17 protein-coding genes and 1 pseudogene are annotated in these 14,477 nt (G+C 66.6%); 8 read left to right on the forward strand and 10 right to left on the reverse strand.

The genetic code is table 11. From position 1 onward, the window contains the following. A pseudogene (locus tag A5651_RS13660) lies at window positions 1–252 on the reverse strand (O-methyltransferase); the annotation flags it as partial. A 221-nt stretch (window positions 253–473) separates the two neighbouring features. On the opposite strand from A5651_RS13660, the gene A5651_RS13665 reads away from it, so the two are divergent. Genes A5651_RS13665 through A5651_RS13685 form a run of 5 tightly spaced genes read left to right on the forward strand, consistent with a single transcriptional unit; the run spans window position 474 to window position 5,175 of the window. After that, entirely contained in the window at window positions 474–1,160 is a 687-nt protein-coding gene (locus A5651_RS13665; protein ID WP_066981281.1) for a TetR/AcrR family transcriptional regulator, read from the forward strand. Next, complete coding sequence (locus A5651_RS13670) at window positions 1,132–2,070, forward strand: ABC transporter ATP-binding protein (RefSeq protein WP_066981284.1); 939 nt, start codon at window positions 1,132–1,134, stop codon at window positions 2,068–2,070. Before A5651_RS13665 ends, A5651_RS13670 begins: the two co-directional genes overlap by 29 nt. Further along, window positions 2,067–3,689, forward strand: a complete 1,623-nt coding sequence (locus A5651_RS13675; RefSeq protein ID WP_066981287.1) for an ABC transporter permease — start codon at window positions 2,067–2,069, stop codon at window positions 3,687–3,689. The genes A5651_RS13670 and A5651_RS13675 overlap by 4 nt, the downstream gene beginning before the upstream one ends. A 20-nt stretch (window positions 3,690–3,709) precedes the next feature. Next, the gene (locus A5651_RS13680; protein ID WP_066981291.1) at window positions 3,710–4,384 is read left to right on the forward strand and encodes an isoprenylcysteine carboxylmethyltransferase family protein; all 675 of its coding nucleotides are present in this window, start codon (window positions 3,710–3,712) and stop codon (window positions 4,382–4,384) included. Window positions 4,385–4,416: 32 nt separating this feature from the next. Continuing rightward, window positions 4,417–5,175, forward strand: coding sequence for an isoprenylcysteine carboxylmethyltransferase family protein (locus A5651_RS13685; protein WP_369803952.1), 759 nt, complete (start codon window positions 4,417–4,419; stop codon window positions 5,173–5,175). Here the strand turns inward: A5651_RS13685 and A5651_RS25375 are convergent. Continuing rightward, window positions 5,061–5,450 (reverse strand): hypothetical protein, encoded by a 390-nt coding sequence (locus A5651_RS25375; protein ID WP_156662883.1) that lies wholly within the window; start codon window positions 5,448–5,450, stop codon window positions 5,061–5,063. The genes A5651_RS13685 and A5651_RS25375 overlap by 115 nt on opposite strands. 71 nt (window positions 5,451–5,521) lie before the next feature. On the opposite strand from A5651_RS25375, the gene A5651_RS13695 reads away from it, so the two are divergent. Next, the gene (locus A5651_RS13695) at window positions 5,522–6,382 is read left to right on the forward strand and encodes a sigma-70 family RNA polymerase sigma factor (protein WP_066981300.1); all 861 of its coding nucleotides are present in this window, start codon (window positions 5,522–5,524) and stop codon (window positions 6,380–6,382) included. Between the two features lie 19 nt (window positions 6,383–6,401). Next, window positions 6,402–6,980, forward strand: a complete 579-nt coding sequence (locus A5651_RS13700; RefSeq protein WP_066981303.1) for a DUF4126 domain-containing protein — start codon at window positions 6,402–6,404, stop codon at window positions 6,978–6,980. Here the strand turns inward: A5651_RS13700 and glgC are convergent. Further along, window positions 6,977–8,191 carry a glucose-1-phosphate adenylyltransferase gene (gene glgC / locus A5651_RS13705; RefSeq protein WP_066981306.1) on the reverse strand — a complete coding sequence of 405 codons (1,215 nt, stop codon included), beginning with the start codon at window positions 8,189–8,191 and terminating at the stop codon, window positions 6,977–6,979. The two genes, A5651_RS13700 and glgC, sit on opposite strands and share 4 nt — an antisense overlap. 147 nt (window positions 8,192–8,338) lie before the next feature. Between glgC and glgA the strand changes: the two genes are divergently transcribed. Next, a complete protein-coding gene (gene glgA / locus A5651_RS13710; protein WP_156662885.1) occupies window positions 8,339–9,505 on the forward strand; it encodes a glycogen synthase in 1,167 nt (388 codons plus the stop codon). Here glgA and A5651_RS13715 read toward each other — a convergent pair. From A5651_RS13715 to folP, 7 genes are all read right to left on the reverse strand, one after another. Further along, entirely contained in the window at window positions 9,502–9,669 is a 168-nt protein-coding gene (locus tag A5651_RS13715; protein ID WP_006554284.1) for a DUF3117 domain-containing protein, read from the reverse strand. The genes glgA and A5651_RS13715 overlap by 4 nt on opposite strands. Before the next feature lie 102 nt (window positions 9,670–9,771). Next, the gene (locus A5651_RS13720; RefSeq protein ID WP_066981309.1) at window positions 9,772–10,686 is read right to left on the reverse strand and encodes an SAM-dependent methyltransferase; all 915 of its coding nucleotides are present in this window, start codon (window positions 10,684–10,686) and stop codon (window positions 9,772–9,774) included. Between the two features lie 52 nt (window positions 10,687–10,738). Beyond that, window positions 10,739–11,572, reverse strand: coding sequence for an AraC family transcriptional regulator (locus A5651_RS13725; protein WP_231988683.1), 834 nt, complete (start codon window positions 11,570–11,572; stop codon window positions 10,739–10,741). 4 nt (window positions 11,573–11,576) lie between these two features. After that, window positions 11,577–12,167, reverse strand: a complete 591-nt coding sequence (locus A5651_RS13730; protein ID WP_066981313.1) for a DNA-3-methyladenine glycosylase I — start codon at window positions 12,165–12,167, stop codon at window positions 11,577–11,579. After that, complete coding sequence (locus tag A5651_RS13735) at window positions 12,164–12,523, reverse strand: DivIVA domain-containing protein (protein ID WP_066981317.1); 360 nt, start codon at window positions 12,521–12,523, stop codon at window positions 12,164–12,166. The genes A5651_RS13730 and A5651_RS13735 overlap by 4 nt, the downstream gene beginning before the upstream one ends. A 42-nt stretch (window positions 12,524–12,565) precedes the next feature. Continuing rightward, entirely contained in the window at window positions 12,566–13,513 is a 948-nt protein-coding gene (locus A5651_RS13740) for a glucosyl-3-phosphoglycerate synthase (protein ID WP_066981320.1), read from the reverse strand. Then, window positions 13,510–14,334 carry a dihydropteroate synthase gene (folP, locus tag A5651_RS13745; RefSeq protein ID WP_231988686.1) on the reverse strand — a complete coding sequence of 275 codons (825 nt, stop codon included), beginning with the start codon at window positions 14,332–14,334 and terminating at the stop codon, window positions 13,510–13,512. The genes A5651_RS13740 and folP overlap by 4 nt, the downstream gene beginning before the upstream one ends. Between the last annotated feature and the right edge of the window lie 143 nt (window positions 14,335–14,477).

A 14,477-nucleotide genomic window follows, 5' to 3' on the forward strand; every position in this document is an offset into this window, starting at 1 on the left:
CTCGGCGATCAACCGGGCCGCTTCGCGCACCGCGGTGACCTCGGCGTCGCGGGCATTCGCGTCGCCGGCGCGGCCGCCCAACGCGGCGCGGTGCACGATGATCACCCCGCCCGGGCGCAGCAAGCGCACCCCCTCGACGACGAAGTCCGGCTGGTCGAGGGGATCGGCGTCGATGAACACCAGGTCGTAGGACTCGTCGGCCAGCCGGGTGAGCACTTCCTGGGCGCGGCCGCGCCGGCGACGCGAATGCCCGCGACGCCGAGGTCACCGCGGTGCGCGAAGCGGCCCGGTTGATCGCCGAGGACGAGCGGCTGACCCCCGTGCTGGTGCCGCTGGGCGACGGTCTGCTCGCCGCAGCGCGGGACTGGCCAGCCCCCGACGAAGACTGACATCCCGCTCCTTCTGCGATCTTGACGAATTCTTGACGGCTGACCCATTGACGCGCGACTGAACGCATGTTTAATGTGCTAAACATGCGTTCAGCCGACGATCTGACGGCCGTGGCCCGCATCCGGGATGCGGCCATCGACCAGGTCGGCCAGCACGGCTTCAACGTCGGCTTGCGCGCGATCGCCAAGGCCGCGGGCGTCAGCGCGGCATTGGTCATCCACCACTTCGGGTCCAAGGAAGGCCTCTTGAAGGCCTGCGACGACCACATTGCCGAGGAGATCCGCGAGGCCAAGTCTGAGTCTCTTCGGTCGGCAGATCCGGCCGCGTGGTTTGCGCAGGTGGCCGAGATCGAGTCGTACGCGCCGATGATGTCGTATCTGGTGCGCAGCATGCAGACCGGCGGCCCCCTGGCCAAGGCGTTCTGGCAGCGGATGATCGACAACGCCGAGGAATACCTCGAAGAAGGCGTCCGCGCGGGCACCCTCAAGCCCAGCCGTGACCCAAAGGCACGGGCGAAGTTCATCGGCATCAACAGCGGCGGCGGCTTCCTGCTGTATCTGCAGATGCACGACAACCCCACCGATATTCGCGCCGTCCTGCACGACTACGCCGAGGACATGATGCTGCCGGCGCTGGAGCTCTATACCAACGGCCTGATGGCCGACTCATCGATGTACGAAGCGTTCGTCAAACAACGCGAGCAAGGAATCCCGTTCAGTAGTTCCACTGAAGGAGATCACGATGACGGCAACGTCACTACAGCAGGCTGACACCGGCGAGGGCACCCGACCGGCTGTCGAAATCAGCGGTCTGGTCAAGACTTTCGGGCGCACTCGGGCGCTCGACGGGCTGGACCTCACCGTCGCACCGGGCGACATCGCCGGCTTTCTGGGGCCCAACGGCGCAGGCAAGTCGACAACGATTCGGGTGTTACTTGGCCTGTTGCGCGCCGACAGCGGCACGGTGCGGCTGCTGGGCGGTGATCCGTGGCGCGACGCAGTGGTGCTGCATCGCCGCATCGCCTACGTGCCCGGCGACGTGACTCTGTGGCCCAATCTCACTGGGCTGCAGGCCATCGACTTCCTGGCCCGGCTTCGCGGCGACGGTTCGGTCGACACCCGGCGACGCGACGAATTGATCGAGCGGTTTGAACTCGATCCGCACAAGAAGGCCCGCACGTACTCCAAGGGCAACCGGCAGAAGGTGGCCATCATCGCGGCGTTTTCCACCAACGCCGAGCTTTTCATCCTCGACGAGCCAACCTCGGGCCTGGACCCGTTGATGGAAAAGGCTTTTCAGACCTGCGTCCAAGAGGTGGCCCAGCGCGGCGCAGCGGTTCTGCTGTCCAGCCACATCCTCGCCGAGGTGGAAAAGCTCTGCGACACCGTGACGATCATTCGTTCCGGCCGGGCCGTGAAATCCGGTGCGCTGGAGGATCTCCGCCATCTGATGCGTACCACCGTAACCGCACGCACCCACGGTGATCCCCGCAGCTTGCAACACGAGCCTTTCGTTCACGACTTCGCCGATCAGGATGGCGCAGCTCACTTCTCGGTCGACCGAACCGATCTCGACCGCACCATGGCCGAACTGACCGAGCTCGGCATCGTCGAGCTGACGGTGACGTCAGCGTCGCTCGAAGACCTGTTTCTGCGCGAATACCAGGGATCCCTGCGATGACCACCGCAACCATGCCGCCACGCCGGGGCCGCCACGAAGCGACGCCGAAAGCGTCTGCCTTCACAAGCGTCGGCGATCTGGTATGGCTGGCGCTGCGTCGTGACCGCGTTCGGCTCAGCCTGTGGATCGTCGCCCTGACCGCGATGATGGTCTACGCGCCGAACGCCATCGAGTTCGCCTATCCCACCGACGCCCAGCGAGTGGCCCGCGTCAGCCTGCTCAAGACACCCGCGGGAATGATGTTGGGCGGCCCCATGTTCGGGGTCAAGGAAACCGACCTGGGCGTGATGATTGCCAACGAGTTAACGCTCACCCTCGTCGTGGCCGCATCGATACTTGCCATCCTCACCGTCATCCGGCACACCCGCGCCGAAGAGGAAAGCGGAACAGCCGAACTGGTGCTGTCTTCGGTGGTCGGCCGGTATGCCCGAACCTTCGCGGCCCTGATCGTGGTCGGCGGTGTGAACGCCTTGCTCGCGGTCACCATGACGGCGGCGATGGCGGCCACCGGTTTCGAAGTCGTCGACAGCGCAGGGATGTGTCTGGGCGTGACCGGGGTGGCAATGTTGTTCGGAGCGGTCGCAGCGGTCACCGCGCAGCTGTGGCGCACGGGTCGTGCCGCGACCGGAGCCGCCATGGGTGTACTCGCATTGGCGGCGCTGGTACGCGGAATCGGCGACGTCATCGACAATTCCGGCAGCACGCTGTCGTGGTTCTCCCCCATCGCCTGGGCCCAGCAGATGCGGCCGTTCGTCGATCTGCGGTGGTGGCCTTTCGGCCTGCTGGTGGTGCTCACTGTCGTGCTGATGGCGCTCACCGCAGGCCTTGAGCGTCGACGCCAGTACGACGACGGAGTCATCCCCTCCTCAGGCGAGCACCCGAACGCGCGCCCGATCACCAGCGTCTTCGGCCTGCATCTGACCCTTCAGCGCGGCCAGACGATCGGCTGGACCGTCGCACTCTTCCTTTCGGGCTTGGCATTCGGGTCCATGACGAAGTCTCTGCTCAACGCTGCTGAGAACAACGAACTGCTCCAACGGGTGATGGCTCAGCAGGGCACCGACGGCGTGTACACGACCTTGACGCAGTTCCTCGCAGCAGCGGCGACCGCCTACGCGACCTCCGCCGTACTGCGCGTTTTCACCGACGAGGAGTCCGGTCTGGGCGAGGTTGTGCTCTCAGGGGCCGTATCGCGGTGGCGCTGGCTCACCACCGCTGTCGCCGCCGCCATCATCGGCTCGACGGTGCTGATGGTTGCGGCCGGGCTCGGCATGGGCCTAGGTGCGGGTATCACAATCGGTGAGCCACCAACCATCTGGCGGCTGACGCTCGCCGGCCTGGCCTTCGTGCCCGCGATGGCAGCGATGGCGGGCGTCGCGGCGCTCGCCGTGGCACTGCGGCATCCATGGATCGCTTGGCTCGCAGTGACTTTCGTCATCATCTCGCTCTACCTCGGCGCGCTGCTGCGGCTGCCGCAGTGGGTGCTCAACGCGTCGCCGGTGGGTCAGACCAAGGCACCGGTCGAATACTCGGCGCTGGCGTTGACAACCATGGCCGTGGCCTGCGCCGTGCTGACGCTGATCGCAGGCGCGATCTACCGGCGCCGGGACGCCGTATAGACGGTTCGGAAGGAGAAATCATGAAGGTCACCCTCCAGTTGCTGGCGTCCGCGGTGGGCGGCGTCCTCTTCATGGGCCTGTTGGTTTTCCCAGCCGCGGGGACGTTCGACTATTGGCAAGCATGGGTCTTCATCGCGGTGTTCATCGTGAGCACCATGGTTCCGACGACATACCTCGCGGTGAAGTATCCGGACGCGCTGCGGCGGCGGATGGCGTCAGGCCCGTGGAACGAAACCCGCCTTGTGCAGAAGCTCATCGTGGTCGGCATTCTCCTGGCCAATGCCGCCGCGGGCGTCGTGAGTGGTCTCGACCATCGGTTCGGCTGGTCGACCGTGCCGACGGCGATAGTCATCGTGGGCAACGTCCTGGTTTTCGGCGGGCTCGTGCTGGCGGAGCTCGTCGTCATCCAGAACAACTATGCCGCAGCGACAATCACCGTCGAGAAGGGTCAGCCTGTCGTTTCGACCGGCGTGTACGGCGTGGTGCGCCACCCGATGTACGTCGGCGCCCTGATCATGATGGTCGGCATGCCGCTGGCGTTGGGCTCCTACTGGGGCCTGCTCACGCTCATCCCTGCAACGCTGGTGTTCGCGGCCCGCATCACCGACGAGGAGAAGGCGCTGCGACAGGAGCTCGACGGTTACGACGCCTACACCGAGAAGGTGCGCTACCGCATGCTGCCGGGAGTGTGGTGAACGTGAAAACCAACGTGAAAACCTCTGCGCAGATGGCTTTTTCGTCGATCGTCGGTCTGACCGCCTTCCTGCTGCTGGTGTTCGTCCCCGCGGGGACGTTCCACTACTGGCGCGGGTGGGCGTTCATCGCGGTGTTCGCCGCCGCGACACTGCTGCCCAGTGTGTATCTGCTGATCAACAATCCCGACGCCCTGCGCCGCCGCATGCAGGCCGGCCCGCAGGCCGAGAGTCGACCGCTGCAGAAGGCCATCATCGCGTTCGCCTTCCTGTCGATGGCGGCCATGATCGTGGTCAGCGTGCTGGACTTCCGCTTCGGCTGGTCGACGGTGCCCGCCGTCGTGTCGGTCGCCGGACTCGTCCTCGTCGCGGCCGGTCTCACCATTGCCATGCTGGTGGCCGTCCAAAATGGCTATGCCGCAGCCAATGTCACGGTCGAGTCGGGTCAGCAGGTGTCGTCGACGGGTTGGTATGGCCTGGTGCGGCATCCGATGTACTTCGGCAACGTGATCCTGATGATCGGCACGCCGCCGGCGCTGGGCTCGTATTGGGGTCTGCTGTTCGTCAGCGTCGGCCTTTCCGTACTGGCGTTGCGTATCACCGACGAGGAGTCGCTGCTGACGCGGGAGCTGGCCGGCTATCGCGAGTACACGCAGACAGTCCACTACCGACTGATGCCCTACGTCTGGTGGTCCTTCGCCTTCTGCCACACCAGAAGGAACACCGCAACCACGGCGAACCGGGCCACGGTGTTGGCCACCATCGTGGTGTTGACGCGCGTCACCGCCATGTAGACGAGGTCGAGGATTCCGCTGGCGCCGTGCAGCACGACAAGGGTGATCACGACAAGACCCAGCGCGGCGGCGTCGGTGATCCTGGTTGCACCGAACGACAGCACCGCCACCGCAAGTTCGGCCGCACCGATCAAGTAGACCAGCAGATACTGCGGCCGCTCGACCGTGAAGCCGACCAGAGACGGGATCGCCGTGGGAAACACCGTCAACACGACCGCGCCCGCAAGGGTGATCACGCCGTGGATCACCAGCAGGATGCGCAATGGGCGATACATGTCGGTTTCCTCTCATGTCATACCGCGGTGTCGCGGTTCGTCACTGATATGACGATGAGACGTCATCGACGATGACAGGAGCAGAACCGGTGAACTTCGAAGCGCATCGCGGTCACCTACATGCCGTCGCCTACCGCATGCTGGGTTCTCACAGCGAGGCCGACGACGCGGTGCAGGAAACGTGGCTGCGGGTGAACCGCGCCGCTGAAACCGAAGTGACCAATCCGCGGGGCTGGCTCACCACGGTGATCGCTCGCATCTGCCTCGACATGTTGCGGTCGCGTTCTGCCCGGGCAGAGGAGCCGCTCGACGAAGTCGATTACCCGGATTCTTCGACGACCGGCCCGGAGGATGACACGGTCTTGGCGGACTCCGTCGGCATCGCGCTCATGGTGGTGCTGGAGACGCTGTCTCCTGCCGAGCGGCTGGCGCTGGTGTTGCATGACGTCTTCGATGTTCCGTTCACCGACATCGGACCGATCATCGACAGGTCGCCCAACGCGGCGGCTCAGCTGACGCTGCGGGCCAGACGGCGGGTACGCGGGGCGGACCAGGAACGGCATGCCGGTGTCACGGAGCGGCGACATGTCGTGGAGGCGTTCCTCGCCGCCGCACGCGAGGGCGACTTCGACGCGCTGCTGGCGCTGCTGCACCCGGACGTCGAGCTGCGTGTCGATGCGGCCGCCGCGGGAGGGCCACCGGTGTTGGTGCGCGGCGCTGCAGAGGTGGCATCACGGGCCGCGATGTTCGCGGCAAACGCGGCCTATGCCGACGTCGTACTGATCGACGGGGTCCCCGGTGTCATCGTCGCACCCGAGGGCAGATTGACTCTGGCGCTGCGCTTTTCGAGCAACCCCGGCGTCATCGTCGCGATCGACATCTGCGCGGATCCGCGCCGGCTGAACCGGTTCGATCTCGCTGTATTCGGCTGACCGGCCCCATACTGGATCTATGGAACTGCTGACCGGCCTCGGGCTGGCGACCGCAGCGGGCCTCAACGCCTACATACCCCTGCTGGCACTCGGCCTGCTGTCGCGGTTCACCGACCTGATCACCCTCCCCCACGGCTGGACCTGGCTGGAGAACGGATGGGTGCTGACGATCGTCGCGGTGTTGCTGGTCGTCGAGATCGTCGCGGACAAGGTCCCCGCGCTAGACAGCGTCAACGACACGATCCAGACGTTCGTCCGGCCGACGGCGGGCGGCATCGTGTTCGGCTCGGGTACCGCCGCCCAGACCCCCGCGGTCGCCGATCCCGGCGCATTCGTCCAATCGAGTCAATGGGTCCCGATCGTCGTCGGCGTGCTTGTGGCGCTGGTGGTGTCGCTGACGAAGTCGACGGTGCGCCCGGCCGCGAACGTCGCCACCGCGGGCATGGCGGCGCCGGTGCTGTCTACCATCGAGGACGGCGTCAGCGTCGTGCTGGTATTCCTCGCGATCCTGATCCCGGTCGTTGTGCTGGTGGTGCTCGCGTTCGGGGTGTGGGCGTTCGTCAAACTCCTACGGCGGAGACGTCGCGCATCCGCCTAAATCCAGACACCCTTACCGACGGCGACCACCCCGCCGGCGCTGATCGCAAACCGCTCGCGGTCCTTGTCGAGGTCGACGCCGACCATCTCGCCCGGGCCCACGACGACGTTCTTGTCGAGGATCGCGTGGCGCACCACCGCGCCGCGGCCGACCCGGACACCAGGCATCAGCACACTGCCCTCCACGATCGCGCCGTCGTCGACGACCACGTTGGACGACAGCACCGAGTTGCGCACCGACGCCGCCGAAATGATGCTGCCCGCACCGACCACCGACTCCTGCGCCGACCCGCCGTTGACGAACTTGGCCGGGGCCAGGTTCTCAGACTCGCCGCGGATCGGCCAGCGCTTGTTGTACAGGTTGAACACCGGGTGCACCGAAACCAGATCCATGTGGGCGTCGTAGAACGCGTCGAGCGTCCCCACGTCACGCCAGTAGCCGTGATCGCGCTCGGTGGCGCCGGGCACCTCGTTGTTGTTGAAGTCGTAGACCGCCGCCATGCCGTCGGACACCAGCCGCGGGATGATGTCGCCGCCCATGTCGTGATCGGAGTCGTCGTCGTCGGCGTCGGCGCGGATGGCGTCGATGAGCACCTTGGTCGTGAAGATGTAGTTGCCCATCGATACGAACGTCTGCTCGGGGTCGTCCGGGGTGCCGGGCGGATCGGCGGGCTTTTCGATGAAGCTACGGATACGGCCCGACTCGTCGGCGTCGATGCAGCCGAATGCGGTGGCCTCGGCGCGCGGCACCCGGATCCCCGCGACCGTGGCACCCGCCCCGCTTTCGATGTGGAATTGCACCATCTGCTCCGGGTCCATCCGGTACACGTGGTCGGCGCCGAACACCACGATGTAGTCAGGGTCCTCGTCATAGATCAGGTTCAGCGATTGGTAGATCGCATCGGCCGAGCCGGTGTACCAGCGCGGCCCCAGCCGCTGTTGAGCCGGCACCGGCGTGATGTATTCGCCGGCCAGACCCGACAACCGCCAGTTCTGTGAGATATGGCGGTCCAGGGAATGCGATTTGTATTGCGTCAGAACACAAATGCGCAGGTATCTGGCGTTGACGAGGTTGGACAGCACGAAGTCGATCAGCCGGTAGGCACCCCCGAAAGGAACCGCCGGCTTTGCTCGGTCCGCCGTCAGCGGATACAGCCGCTTGCCTTCCCCGCCTGCGAGGACGATGCCGAGGACGTGGGGCAACTCCCTCATGATCCAAACCTATCTGCGAGTTCTCAGGGTGGCCAGGCATTCGTGCTTTTGACGGTGTGTGAGCACCGTCAAGTCAGTTGGTGAATACCCCGATTCGCGTTCTTTACATGGCTGCGGCGCACGCCTGCGGACACTACGGTCGTAGCCATGCGGGTGGCGATGATGACTCGGGAATATCCGCCCGAGGTGTACGGCGGGGCCGGCGTCCACGTCACCGAACTCGTCGCCCAGTTACGCAATCTGTGCGAGGTCGACGTCCACTGCATGGGCGCCCCGCGTGACGGCGCCTTCGTCCACCAGCCCGACCCGGCACTCAAGGGGGCCAATCCGGCGCTCTCGACGCTGTCGGCCGATCTGGTGATGGCCAATGCCGCCGGGGACGCGACCGTCGTGCATTCGCACACCTGGTACACCGGCCTGGCCGGGCATCTGGCCGCGTTGCTGTATGGCATCCCGCACGTCCTGACCGCGCACTCGCTGGAGCCGATGCGGCCGTGGAAGGCCGAACAGCTCGGCGGCGGCTACCGGATCTCGTCGTGGGTGGAGCGCACGGCGGTGGAGGCGGCCGACGCCGTCATCGCGGTCAGCTCGGGCATGCGCGACGACGTGTTGCGCACGTATCCAGCACTGGATCCCAACCGGGTGCACGTGGTGCGTAACGGGATCGACACCGAGGTCTGGTACCCCGTCGCGCCGCTGGAGGCCGGCGATTCGGTGCTCGCCGAACTGGCAGTGGATCCGTCGCGCCCGATCGTCGTCTTTGTCGGGCGCATCACCCGGCAGAAGGGCGTGGCGCATCTGGTCGCGGCTGCTCACCGGTTCGCCCCCGAGGTGCAGCTGGTGTTGTGCGCGGGCGCGCCGGACACCCCCGAGATCGCGGCGGAGGTGACGACCGCGGTGCAGGAGCTGTCACGTTCCCGCACCGGTGTGTTCTGGGTCCGCGAGATGCTGCCGATCGGCAAGATCCGTGAGATTCTTTCGGCGGCAACGGTTTTCGTCTGCCCATCGGTGTACGAGCCGTTGGGCATCGTGAATCTCGAGGCAATGGCGTGCGCGACGGCGGTGGTGGCTTCAGATGTCGGCGGCATTCCGGAGGTGGTGGCCGACCACCAGACCGGGCTGCTGGTCCACTACAACGCCGACGACGCGGAGTTCTTCGAGGCTCGGCTGGCCGACGCGGTCAACTCATTGGTTGGCGACCCGCAGCGGGCGCGCCAGTACGGAGAAGCAGGCAGGCAACGCTGTATTGAGGAGTTCTCCTGGGCGCATATCGCCGAGCAGACCCTGGAGATCTACCGGAAGGTGTCCGGTTAGCTGGTGACGCTCTTGAGTTCGTCGCCAAGGGCGGCGGCTTCTTCGGGGGTGAGCTCGACCACGAGCCGACCGCCGCCTTCCAGTGGTACCCGCATCACGATGCCGCGCCCCTCCTTGGTTGCTTCCAGAGGACCGTCTCCGGTCCGGGGCTTCATCGCCGCCATCGAGTGCTCCCTCCACATGAGCCGGCCCGGCTTGCGGGCCTCGTCGGGGCCGGGACTGCCCAGCCGTCCACAGATCCCGGCACTGAACTGCAACTAACGTCTCTATTCTTCCCTATCCCGCGCGTTCGGTGTGCAAGACCCGGCTATGGCTGACTTGACGCTCTCGTTCCCCGGTGACGGAGCGACAGGCTTGACCGCCTCGACGAAGTACCCGCGTGGCACGCCCTCGGCGTCCCGCGGCGCGGCCGGTGCCGGCCACCGTCCCCAGGCATGGCCCGGTTCGGCGACGTCGGTGACCACGGCATCCCACCCGTTGACTTCGGCCAGCTCGCCCGGCTCGTCAGTGCCGAACAACCACGGTGATCCTCGCTCTGCCATCGTCTGTCGGACACCCGCGAGGGGGGCGGACTCCAGCAGTGTCTTTCCCACGACGTCATAGAGGAGCACCGAACCGGGCGCCGACAGCGAGTCGATGCCCGAGAAAAGCGCTCGAACCGTGGGTTCGTCGAGGTATTGCAGCAACCCCTCGACCAACCAGATCGTCGGAGTCGCGGCGTCGTGTCCGGCAGACGTCAGCGCCGATGCCCAGTCGACGGTGAGGTCGACGCCCACCGCGACCCGACGGGCCCGCGGGCGCTCAGCGGCCAAGTGTTGGTCCTTGGCGGCGATGACTGCAGGCTGATCCAGCTCGTAGACGGTCGTGCCAGAAGACCATGGCAGGCGGTAGCTCCTGGCGTCGAGGCCCGCCGCGACGAGGACCACCTGAGTGGCCGCCGGCGCCACGCGCAGCAGCGCCTCGTCGAAGAACCGCGTCCGAACCACGATTTGCAGCGTCGGCTGCTCTCCGACCTCGGCGATCATGTCCGCCAGCATGCGCATACCCACATCGCCTGCGAGCCGCCTCGCGAAAGGGTCCACGAACAGGGGTGTTTCGCGACTGGATTCATGGGCGCGGATCGCCGCCACCAAGACGCCCGTATCGGCCACCGCACTCAGATTCATCGAGATCTCGTCCATCTGCCGATCCTCACCGCCGGCACCGCATCCTGGCTTGGATATTTCATCCCACTCAACGGACCAGCTCGACATGTCCGGGCATCGGCGACCGGTGTCCTTGGTACTCCGTCGGCGTGGTGTTCGTGAAAGCCCGGAATTCCCTGACGAAGTGGGACTGGTCGAAGTACCCGAGATCGGCCGCGATGTCGGCGCCGAGTTCGCGGGCTTCGGCCAGCCGCTTTAGCGCGGCCTGGAGGCGGCGCACGGTGATGTACGTCTTCGGTGCGACGCCGACGTGAGAACGGAACTCGGTGGCAAACCTCTTGGCCGGCAACCCCGACAACCGCTGCAGATGGGTGACGCGCGTTGACGGGTTGGCCTCGACGGCGCGCAATGCAGCAGTCACCGCCGAATACCGGGCCGCATCCAGAGTCTGCCGCGACAGCAGGAACTGCTCGGTGATCCCGATGCGTCGGGTCGCGGACTTTTCATCGGTCAGCTGTGCCCGCAGCGTGATCGCGGCGCTACCCCACAGTTCGTCGATGCCGACGCAGCGATCCTGCAGTTCGTCGGCGGGCATGTTGAGGAACGGCGCGGCACCCGCCGGCTGGAAATGAACGGTCAGCGCCGTCTGACGCGGCGCGACACCGATGACGTAGGACTGTCGTCCCGCACCGACGACGAACGCGGGACTGTTCGCCGCTCGCGTCAGCCCGTCAGCGGCGAAGAACTCGACATCGTCGCTTCCGCTCAGGTCGATGAGGAGGGTAAGCGCCCCGCGAGGCAACGCGCGGCTTCGGTGAACGGCAGACCCGGCGTGCTCCCAGTACCCGAAGAAGGCGATGTGGCGCCGCAACTCCGGGCGCGGACGAAACAGGACGGGCCCGAGGGGTTCTGGGGTGTTCACCGGTTCAGGCCGCCGCGGGCACCCAGCACGATGCCACGTGATCGTCGACCATTCCGGTTGCCTGCATCAGGGCATAGGCCGTCGTCGCGCCCACGAACTTGAATCCCCGCCGCTTGAGTTCCTTGGCCATCGCCGTCGATTCCGGGGTGACCGCAGGCACGCCGGACAGGTCGGCGGGTCGCGGCCGGGGCGGCGGCGCGAACGACCAGAGCAACTCCGAGAGGTCGACGTCCAGGTCAGCCGCGGCGCGCGCGTTGGCGATCGTCGCCTCGATCTTGGCGCGGTTGCGCACGATGCCCGCCTCGTTCATCAGCCGCTCGATGTCACGGTCGGTGTAGCGGGCGATCTTTTCAATGTCGAACCGGTCGAACGCGCGCCGGAAGCTCTCCCGCTTGCGCAGGATGATCAACCACGACAGCCCGCTCTGGAACGCTTCCAAGCTGATCCGTTCGAACAAGGCTTTCGAGTCGCGCAGCGGCTGGCCCCACTCGGTGTCGTGATAGTCGCGGTAGAGGATGAAATCGGCTGGCGCCAGCCGGGTTCGGTCGATCCATCCGCATCGCACGCGGCCGTCGTCCTCGGCTGCCGCCGTCACGGGTCGGCCCCCTCGTCAGACGGCAGTGCGTGCGCGCCGGTTTCGCTGGGCTGCTCGTCGGTTCGGCCGCGTGTCACCTGCGCCGCGGCCAGCTGTCCGCGCAGCAGGTCGAGCTCCTGGCCCAGCCGGTCGAGCACCCAGTCGACCTCGCTGGTCTTGTAGCCGCGCAGCGTCTGGGTGAACTTCACTGCGTCGACGTCGGCGCCGGTGACGCCGGATGCGGGCAGCGCGGTCGCGGTGGTGGCGCGGGGCAGCGGCGGCAGGACTTCGCCGCGCCCGAACAGCACGCTGCCCAACCCGAACAGCACGATCGCCACCAGGATCAGGACCACGAGATACAGCAGGATCAGGGTCACGCCCTCGATACTGCCTCACGGGTCCGACGAGCGGCGCCCGAGCTAGCGCGGCCGCAGGGTGATCATCGGTGGCCGGTCATCGAGGCGCACCTCCGATGATCGGGGGGTGTAGTCGTCGCCGTCGACGAAGAACTGGGTCAGGCCCACCCCGGACTCGGGGACGCCGCAGCGTGACAGCAGAGTGGCGATGACCTGCCTGCTCATCGTGGCGAGTTCGGTCAGCGGACGGTTGCGGTGCTCGCGCACGCCCAGGTTGACCTGCGCGATCGCGTCGAGACCGAGCCGGTCGTAGGTGTCGATCAGCAGGCCGATCTCCACGCCGTAGCCCGGCGCGAAAGGCAGCGCGGTGAGCAGTTCGCGGGTGCCGGCGTATTCACCACCGAGCGGCTGCATCAGGTAGCTCAGCTCCGGCCGCAACGCGGCCAGCAGCGGGCGCGCCACCAGCTCGGTGACCCGGCCGCCACCGTTGGCGTCCTCGCTGCCGCTGACCTTCAGCGGGCGCCGGTAGAAACCCTTGACCAGGTGCACCCCGGGGGTGATCAGCAGCGGGCCGACCAGTTTCGGCACGAACATCGGGTCGGGGTTGATCAGGTCGGAGTCGACGAACACCACGATGTCGCCGGTGGTGACCGCGAGCGACCGCCACAGCACCTCACCCTTGCCCGGCTGGGGCGCAACCTCGGGCAGCGCGACCTCGCGGCTGATCACCCGCGCTCCGGCGGCGAGCGCGCGGATCTCGGTGTCGTCGGTGGAGCCGGAGTCCAGCACGATCAGTTCGTCGACCAGCCCGCCGAGAAGCGGCGTGATGGTTTCGACGACCGACCCGACGGTCTCTTCCTCGTTGAGCGCGGGCAGCACGACCGAGACCGTGCGCGATCCCTTGGCCGCCTCCAGCTCGCCGATGGTCCATGCCGGACGGTTCCAGCTGTGGTCGGTCAACCACTGGCTGCCGACGACGTCCGTGCCGGGAAGCTCGGGCGTGAGAGTCATGCCAATCCCCTTACCGTGCGCGTGGGCGAACGCACCCCCTGGATCGACGCGACCATTTCCAGTACGCGTCGTGTGGGACCGACCTCGTGCACTCGGAACATGGCGGCGCCGTCCGCGGCGGCGAGAGCCGTTGCCGCCAAGGTGCCTTCCAAGCGCTCTGTCAGGTCCACACCCAGAGTCTCCCCGACGAAGTCTTTGTTGCTCAGCGCCATCAGGACCGGCCATCCGGTCTTAACAAGATCTTTTACATGGCGCAACAAACTAAGGCCGTGATAAGTGTTTTTGCCGAAATCGTGGGTCGGATCGATCAGCACCGCATCGCGGGAGACCCCGGCGGCCACCGCCCGTTCGGCCGCGGTGGTGACCTCGGCGATGACGTCGTCGACGACCCCGCGCTCGGACGTCCCGTAGTTGACCCGGAACGGGCGGGTGCGTGGCGTGGCGCCGCCGGTGTGGGAGCACACCAGCCCAGCGCCGAACTCCGCAGCGACTTCGGCCAGTCCGGGGTCGTGCCCGCCCCAGGTGTCGTTGATCAGGTCGGCTCCGGCCGCGCAGGCCTGTTTGGCGACGGCCGATCGCCAGGTGTCGACGCTGATGAGTTGGTCGGGGTAGGCGTCGCGGAGCCATTCGATGAACGGGACCACGCGGGCGATTTCCTCGTCGACGCCGACGTCCTCGCCGGGGCCTGCTTTGACGCCGCCGACGTCAACGACATCGGCACCATCGGCGATCACCCGGTGAGCCGCGGCCTTGGCCGCCTCATCGGTGAAGGTGGCGCCGCGGTCGTAGAACGAGTCTGGTGTGCGGTTGACGATCGCCATGATCAGCGCGCGATCGCCGGCCACCGGACGGCCGCAAAAGGTCGGCTGCACCCCTTCAGGCTACGGACTCCAGGGACTCCAGGGACTCCAGGGATTCCCGCGATGTGTGCGCCGTTGGTTGCGCTCAGCGGCAACCAAGCACT

Source organism: Mycobacterium sp. 1274761.0, assembly GCF_001668615.1.
Taxonomy (GTDB): Bacteria; Actinomycetota; Actinomycetes; order Mycobacteriales; family Mycobacteriaceae; genus Mycobacterium.

Bases quoted from the DNA above. Each gene is read 5' to 3' on its own strand.
- A5651_RS13665 (WP_066981281.1), top strand. From the start codon at position 474: ATGCGTTCAGCCGACGATCTGACGGCCGTGGCCCGCATCCGGGATGCG.
- A5651_RS13670 (WP_066981284.1), top strand. From the start codon at position 1,132: ATGACGGCAACGTCACTACAGCAGGCTGACACCGGCGAGGGCACCCGA.
- A5651_RS13675 (WP_066981287.1), top strand. From the start codon at position 2,067: ATGACCACCGCAACCATGCCGCCACGCCGGGGCCGCCACGAAGCGACG.
- A5651_RS13680 (WP_066981291.1), top strand. From the start codon at position 3,710: ATGAAGGTCACCCTCCAGTTGCTGGCGTCCGCGGTGGGCGGCGTCCTC.
- A5651_RS13685 (WP_369803952.1), top strand. From the start codon at position 4,417: ATGGCTTTTTCGTCGATCGTCGGTCTGACCGCCTTCCTGCTGCTGGTG.
- A5651_RS25375 (WP_156662883.1), bottom strand. From the start codon at position 5,450: ATGTATCGCCCATTGCGCATCCTGCTGGTGATCCACGGCGTGATCACC.
- A5651_RS13695 (WP_066981300.1), top strand. From the start codon at position 5,522: ATGACAGGAGCAGAACCGGTGAACTTCGAAGCGCATCGCGGTCACCTA.
- A5651_RS13700 (WP_066981303.1), top strand. From the start codon at position 6,402: ATGGAACTGCTGACCGGCCTCGGGCTGGCGACCGCAGCGGGCCTCAAC.
- glgC (WP_066981306.1), bottom strand. From the start codon at position 8,191: ATGAGGGAGTTGCCCCACGTCCTCGGCATCGTCCTCGCAGGCGGGGAA.
- glgA (WP_156662885.1), top strand. From the start codon at position 8,339: ATGCGGGTGGCGATGATGACTCGGGAATATCCGCCCGAGGTGTACGGC.
- A5651_RS13715 (WP_006554284.1), bottom strand. From the start codon at position 9,669: ATGGCGGCGATGAAGCCCCGGACCGGAGACGGTCCTCTGGAAGCAACC.
- A5651_RS13720 (WP_066981309.1), bottom strand. From the start codon at position 10,686: ATGGACGAGATCTCGATGAATCTGAGTGCGGTGGCCGATACGGGCGTC.
- A5651_RS13740 (WP_066981320.1), bottom strand. From the start codon at position 13,513: ATGACTCTCACGCCCGAGCTTCCCGGCACGGACGTCGTCGGCAGCCAG.
- folP (WP_231988686.1), bottom strand. From the start codon at position 14,334: ATGGCGATCGTCAACCGCACACCAGACTCGTTCTACGACCGCGGCGCC.